Origin of the sequence: Paenibacillus macerans (genome assembly GCF_050565405.1) — a bacterium.
GTDB classification, from domain to species: domain Bacteria; phylum Bacillota; class Bacilli; order Paenibacillales; family Paenibacillaceae; genus Fontibacillus; species Fontibacillus macerans_B.
This window is the reverse complement of the sequence record NZ_JBNYYG010000002.1, coordinates 204,094-220,861: the sequence shown is the minus strand read 5'-3', so window position 1 is coordinate 220,861 and position 16,768 is coordinate 204,094. Positions and strand designations below refer to the sequence as shown.

13 protein-coding genes are annotated in these 16,768 nt (G+C 52.1%); 12 read left to right on the top strand and 1 reads right to left on the bottom strand.

Annotation, left to right across the window (positions count from 1 at the left end):
* Positions 1-161: 161 nt before the first annotated feature.
* From ACQ4N8_RS02905 to ACQ4N8_RS02870, 8 genes are all read left to right on the top strand, one after another.
* Positions 162-1,433, top strand: a complete 1,272-nt coding sequence (locus tag ACQ4N8_RS02905) for a DNA polymerase IV (protein WP_430702812.1) — start codon at positions 162-164, stop codon at positions 1,431-1,433.
* Complete coding sequence (locus ACQ4N8_RS02900; protein WP_430702811.1) at positions 1,430-1,783, top strand: YolD-like family protein; 354 nt, start codon at positions 1,430-1,432, stop codon at positions 1,781-1,783. The genes ACQ4N8_RS02905 and ACQ4N8_RS02900 overlap by 4 nt, the downstream gene beginning before the upstream one ends.
* An 8-nt stretch (positions 1,784-1,791) precedes the next feature.
* Complete coding sequence (locus ACQ4N8_RS02895; protein ID WP_430702810.1) at positions 1,792-1,953, top strand: hypothetical protein; 162 nt, start codon at positions 1,792-1,794, stop codon at positions 1,951-1,953.
* A gap of 399 nt (positions 1,954-2,352) precedes the next feature.
* Positions 2,353-3,060: an iron-sulfur cluster repair di-iron protein gene (ric, locus tag ACQ4N8_RS02890; RefSeq protein WP_430702809.1), complete on the top strand. Its 708-nt coding sequence runs from the start codon at positions 2,353-2,355 to the stop codon at positions 3,058-3,060.
* A gap of 167 nt (positions 3,061-3,227) precedes the next feature.
* Positions 3,228-3,941: a DUF4430 domain-containing protein gene (locus ACQ4N8_RS02885; RefSeq protein WP_430702808.1), complete on the top strand. Its 714-nt coding sequence runs from the start codon at positions 3,228-3,230 to the stop codon at positions 3,939-3,941.
* Between the two features lie 239 nt (positions 3,942-4,180).
* Positions 4,181-6,616: a nitrite reductase large subunit NirB gene (gene nirB / locus ACQ4N8_RS02880; RefSeq protein ID WP_430702807.1), complete on the top strand. Its 2,436-nt coding sequence runs from the start codon at positions 4,181-4,183 to the stop codon at positions 6,614-6,616.
* A 34-nt stretch (positions 6,617-6,650) separates the two neighbouring features.
* Complete coding sequence (gene nirD, locus ACQ4N8_RS02875) at positions 6,651-6,998, top strand: nitrite reductase small subunit NirD (protein ID WP_430702806.1); 348 nt, start codon at positions 6,651-6,653, stop codon at positions 6,996-6,998.
* 83 nt (positions 6,999-7,081) lie between these two features.
* Positions 7,082-7,864, top strand: coding sequence for a formate/nitrite transporter family protein (locus tag ACQ4N8_RS02870; RefSeq protein WP_430702805.1), 783 nt, complete (start codon positions 7,082-7,084; stop codon positions 7,862-7,864).
* A 160-nt stretch (positions 7,865-8,024) separates the two neighbouring features.
* Here ACQ4N8_RS02870 and ACQ4N8_RS02865 read toward each other — a convergent pair whose 3' ends face one another.
* Complete coding sequence (locus ACQ4N8_RS02865) at positions 8,025-8,741, bottom strand: Crp/Fnr family transcriptional regulator (protein ID WP_059043666.1); 717 nt, start codon at positions 8,739-8,741, stop codon at positions 8,025-8,027.
* A 420-nt stretch (positions 8,742-9,161) separates the two neighbouring features.
* Here ACQ4N8_RS02865 and adhE point away from each other — a divergent pair, with 420 nt between their 5' ends.
* The 4 genes from adhE (at position 9,162) to ACQ4N8_RS02845 (ending at position 16,751) form a co-directional block, all read left to right on the top strand.
* Complete coding sequence (gene adhE, locus ACQ4N8_RS02860; protein ID WP_430702804.1) at positions 9,162-11,777, top strand: bifunctional acetaldehyde-CoA/alcohol dehydrogenase; 2,616 nt, start codon at positions 9,162-9,164, stop codon at positions 11,775-11,777.
* A 248-nt stretch (positions 11,778-12,025) separates the two neighbouring features.
* Positions 12,026-14,287 (top strand): formate C-acetyltransferase, encoded by a 2,262-nt coding sequence (gene pflB, locus ACQ4N8_RS02855; RefSeq protein WP_430702803.1) that lies wholly within the window; start codon positions 12,026-12,028, stop codon positions 14,285-14,287.
* 121 nt (positions 14,288-14,408) lie between these two features.
* A complete protein-coding gene (gene pflA / locus ACQ4N8_RS02850; RefSeq protein WP_430702802.1) occupies positions 14,409-15,149 on the top strand; it encodes a pyruvate formate-lyase-activating protein in 741 nt (246 codons plus the stop codon).
* 210 nt (positions 15,150-15,359) lie between these two features.
* On the top strand, positions 15,360-16,751 hold the full coding sequence (locus ACQ4N8_RS02845; protein WP_430702801.1) for an ABC transporter substrate-binding protein: 1,392 nt from the start codon (positions 15,360-15,362) through the stop codon (positions 16,749-16,751).
* Positions 16,752-16,768: the final 17 nt, after the last annotated feature.

Below are 16,768 nucleotides of genomic sequence, written 5' to 3'. Positions count from 1 at the left end.
TTCTTTAGGAATAAATGCAATCGGTAAGAGATAACCATTGACTTCCTCTAAAAAATCACGACCATTTAGGTTTAAGCCTCAGTGGTCTTTTTTTATGTTGCATACCAAACATACATTCGCATATAATACAAACAAACGTTCGCATTCAATGGGGTGGAATAATGGTTAAATCGGCTAAACGTATTATCATGCTCGGGGATTGCCAATCATTTTATGCCAGTGTGGAGAAGGCAGAGAACCCACAATATCGGGATCGCCCGCTGGTCGTGGCTGGTGATCCAGAGCGCCGATCTGGGATTATCTTGGCCGCCTGCCCGCTGGCTAAATCATATGGGGTCACGACGGCGGAGACGCTGGGAACAGCATTGGCTAAATGTCCAGATCTTGTCGTTATTAAGCCACGGATGCAGACGTATATAAATGTCTCAATGCAGATCACGGATATCTATAAGTCGTATACGGATCTGGTCGAGCCGTACAGCATCGACGAGCAATTTATTGATGTTACTGGGTCAATGCATCTATTTTCGGAAACACCGGAAGAGCTTGCCCGCATAATTCAAAACCATGTTCAATTGGCGACCGGCGTCTATGCCCGGTTCGGGATTGCTGAAACCAAGATTCTCGCGAAGACGGCCTGTGATAATTACGCCAAGAAAAATCCGTCCGGCATATACACCCTGACCAAAGAAATGTTACCCGAAACCCTATGGACGCGACCTGTCAACGACATGTTTATGGTCGGGAGCCGGATGCACCGTCACTTTATGTCAATGGGGCTGCACACGATTGGTGACGTTGCTCAGACGCCTCTTGGCAAGCTAAAACAAATGATGCGGCGGAAGTTTGGTAAAAACTCCGACATTCAAGCGGAGTTGTACTGGCGAATCGCGAACGGAATTGATGACAGCCCTGTAAAGCCGGGGACGCACCAAGTCCCTCCAAAGTCAGTAGGACACATGATGACCTTACCACGCGACTACTACAAGCTGGACGAGGTCAAAGTGGTCCTGCTTGAGCTAACTGAGCTTGTTTGCATGCGATGCCGCGAGCTAGGTTTTATGGGTGGGGTCGTTAACGTTGGTTGCATGGGAGCAGATTTCGACCGTCCCACCGGCTTCTCCCGGCAGATGAAGATGCCGGACCTAACCAACGTTACTAAGCAGGTTTTCGACGGGGTTATGACGTTGTTCCGCCGCCACTGGAACGGCGAGCCGGTCCGTAAGGTTGGCGTCTCTCTTTCTGGATTGGTGGGGGCCGAAGAGTACCAGATCACATTATTCGACGATCGGCCGAAATACCAGGCTCTTGAAAGAGCCACCGACGATATTAAGCGTCGTTTCGGAGACTCGGCGATACTGCGGGCATCTTCGCTTACGACGGCGGGCCAAGCGCGGCGAAGATCGCAACTGATTGGAGGTCATCTTAAATGACAAAAAAGCTGGAGGGTAACGGCTTGTGGGAGTCAAGCCGAATGATGCTCCCGGAGCATAAGGAGACGATCATCCGTCGGCAGCTCGAGGAGAATCGGAAGGTGCGGCCGATCCTGGACGCCCAGGAGATCGAGCAGATTGAGCGAGCCATAGCGGAAGCTTTCCGGGAACACAAACTTTTAACGCTCCGTATTTGGGGAGAGTACGAGGACACGGAACTATCTGGCGGAGTGGCGACTGTCCAGACGTATCGGCGTGAGATTAAGCTAACGACAGGCAAGGGTGAATGGCAGTGGATTAAGATTGAAGATATTTTATCGGCAAGTGTGGTTCAGAAACGAGAAAGGTGAGTGTAACAATGGACGATTTACCTAAACGCGAACCGTATGAGCGTCAATTTTTAACATTGATAGCAAAAGGGATGAGAATACTAATTGAGGAGAGGCAGCAGGAAGAGGAAAAACAAATGGAACTTGAGGCAAAAGAAAAGAAACAAAAGAACCCCCTTGATTTTGACTGAGGAAAGATCACAGAGGAATGAAAACTCTGTGATCTTTTATTGGGTTCCATATTCTTGGGGGGGGTAACAAATGGGTAACGCAATGCTGTGAAAAGAGGTTCAACCAATTCAAAAATAGAACAGAAGTTCCCGCGAAAATAGCGATTTTACGCACTAGTGTTCGTCTAAATGTCACATAGAACAGATGTTATTTTACGTGGATCATGACGTACTTAAGTAACAACGAAAACGTTGAATTATGATACGTTTTATGGAGGTCTCCCGCATGGCGGAGGCCTCTTTATATTTTGGCGCCAAGAAAGAGAATGCGGCGAAGTGAGCGCAATCACAAACCGTGACCGGCCCGTAAAGTAAGGTTAAGGCGTAAGGCAGAGACCATTTTTCGGGAGGCTATTGATGATGAATTCGATCCAAGATCCTTTTCAAATGACAGATAAAGTTAGAGATATCGTACTCCGTTTTCCCAAATCCGCGGATTACTTCCGCAGCCGGAAAATCGATTTTTGCTGCGGAGGGAACCGTCCGATCACGGAGGCGGCAGACGAAAGCGGCGTTTCGGCGGAAGAGCTGCTGGCCGAGCTGAACTGCATGATGGCCGAGCATCCGCAAACGGGGGAAGAGCAGCATTGGCCAAATGCGGAATCCGCCGACCTGATTGAACATATCGTAGGCAAACACCATCGTTATTTGCGCGACGAGCTGCCGGAAATCCAGAAATACGTGACGAAGGTGTCGCGCGTGCATGGGGAACACGATCCTCATTTGCTGGAGGTGGCCCGCTTGTTCGGCGAACTTCGCCGCGAGCTGCTGGAGCATACCGATAAAGAGGAAGCGGAAGTATTTCCGAAAATGTTGAATTGGGAAAGCGGCCGCGAGTCCGAGGTGCTCGGGAAATTGCAAACGAATATAGCCGAACTGGAATCCGAGCATGACGGGGCAGGGCAGATTCTGAAGCGGCTGCGCGAACTGACCAGCGATTTCGCGCCTCCGGCCCATGCCTGCACTACGTACCGGTTAACTTATTCGCGGCTCGAGGAGCTCGAAGGCATGACCTTTACGCATGTGCACCTCGAGAACAACATCTTGTTTCCACGATATGCGCTGTAGCTCTTAATCATCGGATCGGCTTCCCTGGGGGAAGCCGATTTGCTTCAATCCGACCGTCCTTCCTTTCCGGCCCGATTTGAGAACTCGAAGATTGTCCGGTATGCTAAAGATACGGAATATTCCCAAGCCGGGTAAGGGACAATGAGTAGAGAAAGGCGGGGGCAGCAATGCGGATGAGGATAGGATGGCTGATTGGATTAATGGCTGGGTTGGCGTTCATCGCAGCGGCTTGCGCCGATGGCCGGACGATCGAAAAACCGGCTCCTCCGGAAACGATGAAGGCCGAGAAGGAGCAACCGCACGACATTACGTTAAATATCGACGGCAGCACGTTTATTCCCGACGTAACGCGCAGCCTTCACTTCGACTACATGGAGGGGCTTACCGTGCGGCATGCCTTGGAAAGCAGCGGAATCGTCCGGTTTACGGAGGATCAGTCGGTGATTCAATCAGTCGGCGAGGTCTCGCTGGACTCTACGTTGGAATGGGGCGTGCAGCTGAATGAGAAGGAGCTGCCTTCCACGGGCTGGGACATAGAGCTTCAGATCGGAGACAGGATTCTCGTTTACGTCAAGACGGTGGGCAGCTACTCCACGATTCCGGAGCAAGCCTCGCTTTTGCTGACCGTCGACGGAGGCAGCCAGAAGAAGTATTTCGTGAACAAATACGACGAAAACACTACCGTCAGGGATTTGTTGAAGCGCAGCGGCATCGTGCAATTCAATGCCAATAACAAATATGTTGTATCCGTCGGCGGCTACACGCCCCAGGAGAATGAACTTTGGGTACTGAAGGTGAACGGCAAGAGACTGCTGGATACCGGGCTCGATATGAGGCTGAAACCGCAGGACAGCGTGGAAATCATCCTGACGCATAAATAGGCCGATGGGGCAGGTTGCGAGAATCCGCATTCCCGTGTGTATACACGGGTTTGCGGATTTTTTCAATAGGAAGGCAAAAAAAATTATGACAATTGATTGTGATAGGATTCACAATTAATGTGAATGCAATCACAAGTTACTTGCAATTTTAAATATATACTTCCATCATAGGTTCCATTTCGATATTCAGGAAAGCGTTACTGGAATAATCAGTCCTATCTGGAGGAGGCAAATCAATCATGGGTACAGACAGAGAGAAACTGGTCGTGATCGGCAACGGAATGGCGGGCATCAGCGCCGTGGAGCAAATATTAAAATTAACTTCGAAATTCGATATCACGGTTTTCGGGAGCGAACCGCATCCCAACTATAACCGGATTATGCTCTCGTACGTATTGGAAGGCAGCAAAACGATGGACGACATCGTCCTGAACGATCTGAACTGGTACAAGGACAACGGGATTTCGCTTCATATGGGGACGACGGTGGCCCGGATCGATGGGGATGCGAAAGAGGTTGTAGCCGAAAGCGGGCAGCGCTTGCCTTACGATAAGGTACTGATCGCTACCGGTTCGACTTCGTTCATTTTGCCGATTCCGGGCAGCGATAAAGAAGGCGTGGTCGGCTTCCGCGACATAGCGGACTGCGAGCAAATGCTGCAGGCGGCAAAAACCTGCAAGAAGGCGGCCGTAATCGGTGGCGGTCTGCTAGGTTTAGAGGCGGCCAAAGGGCTCGTGCAACTGGGCATGGATGTGACGGTCGTGCATTTGATGGAGGATCTGATGGAGCGCCAGCTCGATCACCAGGCGGCAAGCATGCTCAAAGCGGAGCTGGAGCGTCAGGGCATCAAATTTAAGATGGGCGCGCAAACGACCGAGTTGGTCGGAGGCAACCGCGTAGCCGGACTGCGTTTTGCCGACGGAACGGAGCTGGAGGCGGAGTTCGTCGTGATGGCCGTAGGGATCAAACCCAACGTTGCCGTCGCCAAAGCGAGCGGCTTGGAAGTCAACCGCGGGATCGTGGTCGACGATTTCATGCAAACCTCGCTGGAAGGCGTATACTCGGTCGGCGAATGTACCGAGCACCGGGGCATTTGCTACGGTCTGGTCGCTCCGCTATTCGAACAGGGGATCGTTATGGCCAAGCATATCAGCGGCGTGGAAACCGCACCGTATGCCGGATCGGTCGTATCGACCAAGCTGAAAATTTCCGGTGTCGACGTTTTCTCGACCGGCGAATTCATCGATGGACCGGAACATACGGTCATTGCCAACAAGGACGACTGGAAGCGCACGTACAAGAAAATCCTGCTGAAGGAGGGCAAGTTGGCGGGCGCGGTGCTCTTCGGCGATATTTCGGATTCGGCCGAGCTTCAAAAGCTCATCAAGCAGGGTGCGGAAATGACCGACGAACTGTACGCGTCGCTGATGGGAACCGGTTGCTGCGGCGAGGGAGGCAAGAAAACCGCCTCGGTCGAGACGATGGCAAACGATGAAATCGTCTGCGGTTGCAACGGGGTCACCAAAGGCACGATCGTTGACGTCATTACGAATCAAGGCTTGACGACGGTGGATGAGATCAAAGCCTGCACCGGGGCCACCCGTTCGTGCGGCGGCTGCAAACCGGTCGTGGAGCAAATTCTGCAATACGTGCTGGGCGACGGATTTACGCAGTCGGCCAAGCAAGGCATCTGCGGATGTACCACGCTGAGCCGTGACGAGATCGTCGCGGAAATTAAGGAGAAGGGGCTGCAGACGACCAAGGAAGTCATGAACGTGCTGGGCTGGACCCAGCCGGAGGGCTGCTCGAAATGCCGTCCGGCCATCAACTACTACCTGGGGATGATTTACCCGGATACGCACGAGGACGAAAAGGCATCGCGTTTCGTCAACGAACGGATGAGCGCCAACATTCAAAAGGACGGTACGTATACGGTCGTTCCGCGGATGTATGGCGGCGTGACGACGCCGGAAGATCTGAAGAAGATCGCCGACGTCTCGCTGAAATATGACGTGAAGGTCGTCAAAGTCACCGGCGGGCAGCGCCTGGATTTGATCGGCGTGAAAAAAGAAGACGTACCGAAGGTTTGGGAGGAGCTGGATATGCCGTCCGGTTATGCCTACGCCAAATCGCTGCGGACGGTCAAGACCTGCGTCGGTTCGCAATTCTGCCGGTTCGGCACGCAAGATTCGATGGGCATGGGCGCATTGCTTGAACGTAAATTCGAGCGCCTCGATTTCCCGGCCAAATTCAAAATGGCCGTCAACGGCTGCCCGAGGAACTGCGCGGAATCGTGTACGAAGGACATCGGCATCGTCGGCAACGACGGCGGCTGGGAAATCTTTATCGGCGGCAACGGCGGGATCAAAGCGCGGCTTGCGGATTCGCTGTGCAAAGTGAAGACCGACGAAGAGCTGATCGAGCTGTGCGGCGCCATTATGCAGTACTATCGCGAAACCGGCAATTATCTGGAGAGAACGTCGGAATGGGTGGAACGGATGGGCCTTGAGCATATTCGGGCCGTCGTCGTTGACGACGTGGAGAATCGCAAGGCGCTAATGGATCGGATCGAGTTTGCCTTGAAGCAGGTAACGGATCCGTGGAAGAAAATGCTGAACGACGATGAGAATCGCGGCAAGCTGTTTCACAGCCTGGAAATGAGCAATCAGCTGTAATGGCCAAAGCAAAAGGCGAAAGGGGACTTCTAGCATGAATAAGGATATGAGCAGCGAACATTTTTACCCTGTCGGCGCCCTGGCGGATTTCCTGCCGCAGATCGGGCGCGTGATAGAGCTGGACGGGCGGCAGGTCGCCGTGTTCCGGACGTCCGACGGCCGCGTCTTTGCCGCTCTGAACCGGAATCCGCATCCGAAAGGCGGCCCGCTGGCTGAGGGCATCGTGTCGGGGCATTATCTGTACGACCCGCTGTACGACTGGAAAATCGACCTGACCACGGGGCTCGTTCAAGCCCCGGATACCGGACAGGTGTCGATGTTCCCCGTCAAGGTGGAGGATGGGCAGGTTTGGATTGCCGCAGCCACGCTGCAGCAGGCATAGGGGAGATCAATTGAAGCGCGGCGATCGGAAGGTCGCCGCGCTTTTCTTAAAAATAGGCAGAGGAAAATGGGGGAGGAACGACGATGTTTACGCCAAATGTAGAGGCGCTTGTGGAAGCCGCAGTCAAGAAAAAGGAGAAAATGAATGAGAGCCTGCCGAGATATTTCGTTTCGGCGATGATGGCCGGCGCTTACGTCGGATTGGGCATTATTCTGATTTTTAGCATCGGAGCACCGCTGGCGGCGGCAAAATCGCCGTATCAAACCATGCTGATGGGGATGTCCTTCGGCCTGGCGCTGACGCTGGTCGTATTCGCCGGCTCGGAGCTTTTTACCGGCAACAACATGTTTTTTACGGCCAGTACGCTGGCAAAGCGGACGACCGTAGGAGATACGGCAAAAAACTGGAGCCTCGTCTTCCTGGGTAATCTGGCGGGGGCGCTCGTGCTTTGCTTGCTCATCGTGGGCAGCGGCCTGTTCAAGACCGCGGCGCCGGAGCATTTGATCTTTGCGGCTTCCGCCAAAAAAATGGGCGCCCCGGTGATGGAGCTGTTTTTTCGCGGCATATTATGTAATTGGCTCGTATGTCTGGCGCTATGGATGGCGAACCGGGCCAAGGAGGATATCGCCAAGCTGGTGCTGATCTGGTGGTGCCTCTATGCGTTTATTGCGAGCGGATACGAGCATAGCGTGGCGAATATGACGCTGTTGAGCTTGTCGCTGCTGCTGCCGAACCACCCGGATACGGTCACGCTGGCCGGCTGGCTGCACAACATGGTGCCGGTCACGCTCGGCAATATGGTTGGCGGTGTCGTGTTCGTGGGCATGGCATACTGGTTTATATCTCCCGTACGCAAAAAAGCGTAGCGGGTGCGCGATAAATCCCTTCAAGTCCCTCCGGCGGAGGTTGGGCTTGGGGGGGATTTTTTTTGGCCTCCAATGGCGAAAAAAGCAAAAAAACCGCCCAACATACAAGGGGACGGTTTGAATAGAGATAAAGCCGCAAAGATGACGGATCGATCCGGGGTCAGATGCGGCAAATCTCGTTCGGGCACAATTCGCAGTGACAAATATCTTGAAGCATCACCAAGTCCTTGATGACGATCATGCCGTTTTCGTATTCGAGCGCATCTTTTTTGCGCAGGTCGCTCAGCATGCGGTTGACGCTTTCGCGGGTTGCTCCGATCATGTTGGACAAGTCGGTGTGGGTGATTTTCTTATTGATCAAAATCGTATCCCCATGCTGTTCGCCGTACGTATTGCTGAGACGGATCAACGTCGAGCAGAGGGCGCCCGGCTTGCCGTACATCATCAAATCGCGGAATTTGGTCTGCGTCAGGCGGTGGTGAATGCCCATCCATTTCATGAAGTCAATGGCAAAGTCGCAGTGCTGGCAGATCATGATTTCCAGATCCTTTTGCTCGATCACGCCGATTTCGCAATCCTCGATGACTTCGGCGGTGAAGCTGTGCTTGGAGCTGAAGAACGGGTCGGCCTGACCAACCATGTCGCCGCGCCCATACATGTACAGGATCAATTCCTTGCCTTCATCGGTTGATTTGGTCAATTTCACGCGACCGCGTTTGATGTAGAACAGTTTATCGGAAAAATCACCTTCCCAGAACAAATGCGTCCCCTCGGGATAAGCTTTATCTTTCATCGTAACGAGAAGGCGGTTGAAGTTTTGCTCTGTAAAACAGCTGGTGTTGCCGCGGGGCAGGGTGGCATTTACGATTTCACTCATCATTGATTTCCCCTTTGTACTCCAAATTTTTCTGAAAATTTTAAATTAATTATATAACGTTTTTTTTCGTTTTTGGGGCTCGTAAAGCCCGAAAAAGTGTCGAAATTTCAACATTGTGAGAAAATTCACTTTATCAGGCGATAAAAATGAGCTATTAAAAAGGGGGCGAATCCCTCGTAATTCTTTCTCACTATGTAAAGTATATATGAAAATAAAATCATGACAAGTGAAAAACTTTCAACTTTTTTAAAGTATGTGAAAAAATTCACTATACAATCCAAACCTCCTGTGCTATGATCAAATCATAAAGAGAAGCACACAAGCTTCGTAAGGGAAAACCTGCAAGTGAAATATTTCACGATACAATATCGACCGTAACTGCAGGCGGATCCTTTACCCAAACTTAGGAGGATGAGAGAGATGGCCGTTAAAAACGAAGTGGCACCAAAAGCGCAGCCTACTGCACAGGACTACACCCAAACTTTGATCGACAAAGCGAAAAAAGCTTCCGAAGCTTTCATGAGCATGGATCAGGAGCAGATCGACAACATCGTGCAAGCCATGGCGTTGGCGGGGCTCGACAAACACATGCATCTCGCGAAGCTGGCGATCGAAGAAACGGGCCGCGGTGTGTACGAAGACAAAATCATCAAGAACATGTTTGCGACCGAGTACATTTACCACAGCATCAAGTACGACAAGACGGTAGGCGTGATCGAAGACAGCTCTTATGACAACTTCCAAAAAATCGCCGAGCCGGTCGGGATCATCATGGGGATCACTCCGGTAACGAATCCGACGTCGACCACCATCTTCAAATCTCTGATCGCCATCAAAACCCGTAACCCGATTATTTTCGGCTTCCATCCATCCGCTCAAGCCTGCAGTACGGAAGCCGCAAAAATATTGCTTGAAGCCGCTGTAAAACACGGCGCGCCAGCCGACTGCATCCAATGGATCGAAAATCCGTCCATGGATCGCACGAATGCGCTGATGAACCACCCCGACATCGCCTGCATCCTGGCAACCGGCGGTTCCGCAATGGTTAAGGCTGCATATAGCTGCGGCAAACCGGCTCTCGGCGTAGGCCCTGGTAACGTGCCTTGCTTCATCGAGAAAAGCGCCGATTTGGACCAAGCGGTGAACGACCTGATTCTTTCCAAAACCTTCGACAACGGCATGATCTGCGCTTCCGAACAAGCCGTCATCATCGAAGAACCGGTGTTCGACCAAGTGAAGAAAAAAATGATCGCCAACGGCTGCTATTTCGTCAATAAAGACGAAGCGGCAAAATTGACCGCCGGCGCCATCATCGCCGATAAATGCGCGGTAAATCCTTCGATCGTCGGCCAACCTGCCGTGAAGATCGCGGAAATGTGCGGTATCGACGTGCCGGCCGGAACGAAAATCCTCGTAGCCGAGATCGAAGGCGTAGGACCTAAATTCCCGCTGTCCGCGGAAAAACTGAGCCCCGTGCTCGCTTGCTACAAAGTGAAGAATGCGGAACAAGGCATCGAACGCGCTCTGGAAGTCGTGCAATTCGGCGGCATGGGCCACTCTTCGGTCATCCACTCGAACAACGAGGAAGTCATCCAAAGCTTCTCCGACCGGATGCCGACCTGCCGGATTCTGGTGAATCAGCCTTCTTCGCAAGGCGGCATCGGCGACATTTACAACACGAACCTGCCATCGCTGACGCTCGGCTGCGGATCGTACGGACGCAACTCGACTTCGTCGAACGTGACGGCCGTCAATCTGATCAACGTGAAAAGGGTGAATCGTCGTACCGTGAATATGCAATGGTTTAAAGTGCCTAATAAAATCTACTTCGAGAAAAACTCGACGCAATACTTGGCCAAGATGCCGGACATCTCCCGCGTGCTGATCGTCACCGACCCGATGATGGTGAAGCTCGGTTATGTGGAAAGAGTCGAGCACTATCTGCGCCAACGCCAAACGCCTGTAGCAATCGAAGTGTTCTCGGATGTTGAGCCGGATCCATCGACGACGACCGTAGAACGCGGTACCGAACTGATGGCCAAATTCCAGCCGGACTGCATCATCGCCCTTGGCGGCGGATCGCCGATGGATGCCGCGAAAGGCATGTGGCTGTTCTACGAATATCCGGATACCGATTTCCATAACCTGAAGCAAAAATTCATGGATATCCGCAAACGGATCTACAAATATCCGCGCCTGGGCCAAAAAGCGAAATTCGTGGCGATTCCGACGACGTCGGGTACCGGTTCCGAAGTTACTTCGTTTGCAGTCATTACCGACAAAGTCAACGGCAACACGAAATATCCTTTGGCGGATTACGAGTTGACTCCGGACGTCGCGATCATCGACCCTGAATTCGTCTACAGCTTGCCGAAAGTTGCTGTAGCCGATACCGGCATGGACGTGTTGACCCATGCGATCGAAGCTTACGTATCGGTTATGGCTAACGACTTCACCGACGGCCTGGCGATCAAAGCGATTCAACTGGTATTTGAATGGCTGGAGAAATCCGCGTTGACCGGCGACAAGCTGGCCCGCGAAAAAATGCACAATGCTTCGACGCTTGCCGGTATGGCGTTCGCCAATGCGTTCCTCGGCATCAACCACAGTTTGGCGCATAAATGGGGCGGCCAATACCATACGGCCCATGGACGCACCAATGCGATCCTGATGCCGCACGTCATCCGCTACAATGCGAAGAAACCGACGAAATTCGCCGCATGGCCGAAATATACGAACTTCGTAGCCGACGAGCGTTACGCGGAAATCGCCCGCATTCTGGGTCTGCCTGCCCGCACGACGGAAGAAGGCGTGAAGAGCTTGATCAAAGCGATCCGCGAGCTGAACAAAAAGCTGGGCATTCCGGAAACGTTCCAAGAGCTTGGTTTCGATGCGAAGGACTTTGAATCGCGCGTCGACTACTTGGCGGACCGCGCTTTCGAAGACCAATGCACGACCGCGAATCCGAAGCTGCCGCTCGTAACCGAGCTGGCTGACGTATACCGCGACGCTTTCTACGGAAGATTTGAAGAATAAGTGAACAACGCTCCATGAAAACGTGACAAATATCACCTTGTGTGATATTTGTCACAATCTTTTTATATGGGTTAAGCTATGATTACAGTATAAATGATCCCTCATAGATTTATGATGGAGTGGACCCGGAATGATAGCCGGGCACAATTGTTGTCTAAGTTGTGAAAAGTATCACAAATTTTAAGGGATCATGAGGCGCGGGATAAATCCTTCAAACCGCGACCACTATATAAATGGAGGGAATAAAGATGTCGGTGATTGAAAAAGAAGTGCAAGAAGTGCAAACCGCATGGAGAGGCTTCAAAGCTGGCAAGTGGATGAATGAGGTTAACACCAAGGATTTCATCGATACGAACATCAACCCGTATCATGGTAACGAATCTTTCCTGAAAGGCGCAACGGCTAACACCAAAGCGTTGTGGGAGATCGTATCGAGCTTGTCCAAGAAAGAAAGAGATGCTGGCGGCGTATTGGATGTAGACGTAAACACGCCTTCGACCATTACTTCCCATGCTCCTGGATACCTTGACAAAGACAAAGAACAAATCGTTGGCGTACAAGGCTCCGCGCCTTTCCAACGCACGATCCGTCCTAACGGCGGCATCCGGATGGTCATTACCGCATGTAAAGCTTACGGCTTCGAGCTTCCGGAAGATATCGTGGATCTCTATACCAATGTTCGCAAAACACATAACCAAGGCGTATTTGATGCCTATACAGCAGATATGAGAAACGCCCGCCATACCGGGATCATCACAGGCTTGCCCGACGCATACGGCCGCGGCCGCATCATCGGAGACTACCGCCGCGTAGCTTTGTACGGCGTGGACTTCCTGATCAACCAAAAGAAACAAGAGCTGAACGAGCTTGATGTGGATGTGATGAGCGAAGATATCATTCGCCTTCGCGAAGAATTGTCCGAACAAATCCGCGCATTGGGCGAGTTGAAGCAACTGGGCCAAATGTACGGCTTCGATATCGCAAGACCGGCAAACAATGCGAAAGAAGCCTTCCAATGGCTGTATTTCGGATATTTGGCCGCCGTTAAAGAACAAGACGGCGCAGCAATGTCCCTCGGACGTGTATCTTCGTTCCTGGATGCTTACATCGAACGCGACCTGGCTGAAGGCACTTTGAACGAAGAAACCGCGCAAGAGCTGGTTGACCATTTCGTTATGAAGCTGCGGATCGTGAAGTTCCTGAGAACACCGGAATATAACGAACTGTACAGCGGCGACCCTACCTGGGTAACCGAATCGATCGGCGGGATGTCCGTACAAGGCGTAACGCGCGTTACGAAGAACAGCTTCCGCTTCCTGCATACGCTCCACAACCTGGGCGCAGCTCCGGAACCGAACTTGACCGTGCTCTGGTCGGAACAACTGCCAGAAGCCTTCAAGAAATACTGCGCAAAAGTATCGATCGAAACCAGTTCGATCCAATACGAAAACGACGATCTGATGCGTCCGATCTACGGCGACGACTACGGCATCGCCTGCTGCGTATCCGCGATGAGAATCGGGAAACAAATGCAATTCTTCGGCGCTCGCGCCAACCTGGCAAAATGCTTGCTGTACGCGATCAATGGCGGTAAAGACGAAAGATACGGCTCGCAAGTAGCTCCGGAATATCCGGCTATCACTTCCGAATACCTGGATTACGAAGAAGTCATGAAACGTTTCGTTCCAATGATGGAATGGCTGGCTAAATTGTATGTGAATACACTGAACGTCATCCACTTCATGCATGACAAATACGCTTACGAACGGATCGAAATGGCGCTTCATGACCGTGACATCCTGCGTACGATGGCTTGCGGCATCGCCGGTCTGTCGGTCGTAGCCGATTCCCTGAGCGCAATTAAATATGCTAAAGTGAAACCGATCCGTAACGAAAACGGCATTGCCGTTGACTTTGTAACGGAAGGCGAATACCCTTGCTACGGTAACAACGATGACCGCGTTGACCAAATCGCCGTTAGCTTGGTAGAACAGTTCATGGGCATGATTCGCAAACACCAAACGTACCGGAACGCATTGCCAACGCAATCGATCTTGACAATCACCTCGAACGTTGTATATGGTAAGAAAACAGGGACTACGCCGGACGGACGTAAAGCGGGCGAACCGTTTGCTCCTGGTGCGAACCCGATGCACGGCCGTGATAAGAAAGGTGCCCTTGCTTCCCTGAGTTCAGTAGCGAAACTGCCGTACGAACATAGCTTGGACGGCATTTCCAACACCTTCTCGATCGTGCCTAAGGCGCTCGGTAAAGACGAAGAAACCCGGAAATCGAACCTTGTATCGATGATGGGCGGATACTTCGGCAGCCATGCGCATCACCTGAACGTCAACGTATTCGACCGCGAACAACTGCTGGACGCGATGGAACATCCGGAGAACTATCCGCAGCTGACGATCCGCGTATCGGGCTATGCGGTTAACTTCATCAAGTTGACCCGCGAACAACAGCTGGATGTCATTAACCGGACATTCCACGGCAAAATGTAATAACCTACCTGCAAACAGGCAGCAACAATTGAAGCTGAACGAACGAATGGGGAGTTAAGGCCTAACCGCCTTTCTCCTCATTCCTTTATCGCTTGGCCTACTATGGAAAGGGTGACGGAAGATGCTAAAAGGTCGCATACATTCTTTGGAGACTTTCGGAACGGTAGATGGACCGGGAATTCGTTTCGTACTCTTTATGCAGGGCTGCCTGCTGCAGTGCCAATATTGCCATAACCCGGACACCTGGAGCCTGACGGAAGGCAAGGAAATGACCGTAGAAGAAGTGCTGGCCGAAATCGAGCCGTACTTGAGCTACTACCGTACGTCAGGCGGGGGGCTTACGGTATCCGGCGGGGAAGCTACGCTTCAAGCCCCGTTTGTAACCGAATTGTTCCGGGAAGCGAAGAAACGCTGGAACCTGCATACAACGCTGGATACGAACGGCTACAATGACGGGGATAAAATTCGCGATTTGCTGGACGTGACCGATCTGGTGCTGCTGGATTTGAAGCATATCGACAACGAGAAGCACATCAAGCTGACCGGCAAACCGAACGACCGGATGCTGCGGATCGCCCGCTGGTTGTCCGACCATGACCGAAAAATGTGGATTCGTCACGTATACGTACCCGGCATCCATGACGACGAACATGATTTGCTGGAGCTTGGCCGGTTCATCGGCAGCTTGCAGGGCGTCGAGAAGTTCGAAATCCTGCCGTATCACCAGATGGGCATTTACAAATGGCAGGAACTTGGATGGGATTATCCGCTTGAAGGGGTACCTTCCCCGACGGATGAAGAAATCGAACGGGCTTACCGTCTCATTCATGAAGGAGAGCAGCAGGTAGTCGCCAATAAGTGAATATCATGTTAGAAAAAATAACACAATAAGGCATTTCAATGACGAAAACGGTTAAACCTACATTCTCATGTCAGGTTTAACCGTTTTCATTTTGCATTTTAGATGATATTATCCCCATAATAGAAAAATGTCCTCCTTATCAAAGGTGGTGGCGCTTTCTATAATGAGGGTGTATCACAATATACCGTTTTTGAGGAGGGTCTATAAAACATGAGGAAAAGTTTGGTGCTGCTGGTATCTCTCGTTTTCATGGCGTCCGCCCTATTGGCGGGCTGCGGCAATTCCGGAAACAACGGGAATAACGCTCCTGCGAACGAAGGTCAAGGAACAACGACCAATAGCGGGGCTGCGACCGAAACGAAGACGAACGACGATCCGTTCGAAATCACGATCCGGCATACGCAAGTCGGCGAATCCAAGAAGTTCCGTTTGGCGATGCTGGAAGATGTCGTGAAGCAAACGCAAGCGGCCGTACCCGGCTTAACCATCAAGCTGGACGCGGTGGATTCCGAAGTGAACCGGAAGGAAAAGCTGCGGGGCGAAATGGCCGCGGGGAAACCGCCGGAAGTGTTCGACGTCTTTGGTAGTCCGGACGCCGCGCTTTACGCCAAAGAAGGTTTGATGCTCGATTTGACCCCAATCATTGAAGAGCTGGGGATCAAGGATAAATTTACGACCCTCGATCCGTTTACGCTTGACGGTAAAGTGTACGGCCTCCCGATCGGCGGATCGATCGAAGGCTTCTTCTACAATAAAGAATATTTCGAGCAAAAAGGGTTGACCGTGCCGAAAACGCTGGGCGAGCTGGAACAAATCGCCGAGACAATCAAGGCCGACGGCAAAATCCCGTTTGCCCAATCGTCCAAGGATGCCTGGATTCCGTTGATGACGACGAACAACCTGTGGTCGTATTATGCCGGATCGGAAATTACGTACGGCTTCAAAACGGGCGCAACGAAGTGGACCGACGAGAGCATGGTTAAGGCCGTCGCCAAACATCAGGAATGGGTGCAAAAAGGATATTACAAAAAAGGCGAGCTCGGTTTCGAATACGCCGACATGAGAAACCAGATCATTACGGGCGAAGCGATCATGATGATGGACGGATCCTGGGCCAACTCGGTCTTCCGCGATCCGGCCCAAGCTGGCGACATGGTCGGCAAAATCGGCTATTTCAACATGCCGCCGGTGAACGAAGGCGATTCCGTAGTCGTGATGCAGGACGCCAATAACGGCTACGGCTTCTCCAGCGCCGTGGCGGAAGATCCGCGGAAGTTGCAGGCGGTCAAAGAGTTCATCAAGAATATGTGGACGGAGGAAATGCAGCTGCGCGGCCTGAAGGAAGACGGCGTGCTGCCGGCCATGAAAATGGACCTGGAGCAAATGAAGACGGCGTCAGACGACCCGCTCATGCAGGATATTTTCAAAGGCGTCAGCGAAATCGGCACCTCCTTCCCGGCGTTTGACGCACTGGTGCAGGCCGAAGTCAACACGGCGCTCAGCATGGGCATCCAGCAAATCATCGGCGGCGAAATCGAGGCGGCGAAGATGCTGGAGAACGTGCAGGCGGCGCAAGACGCAGCCAACGCGGCAGCGGAATAATGCAACTTTTACGATGA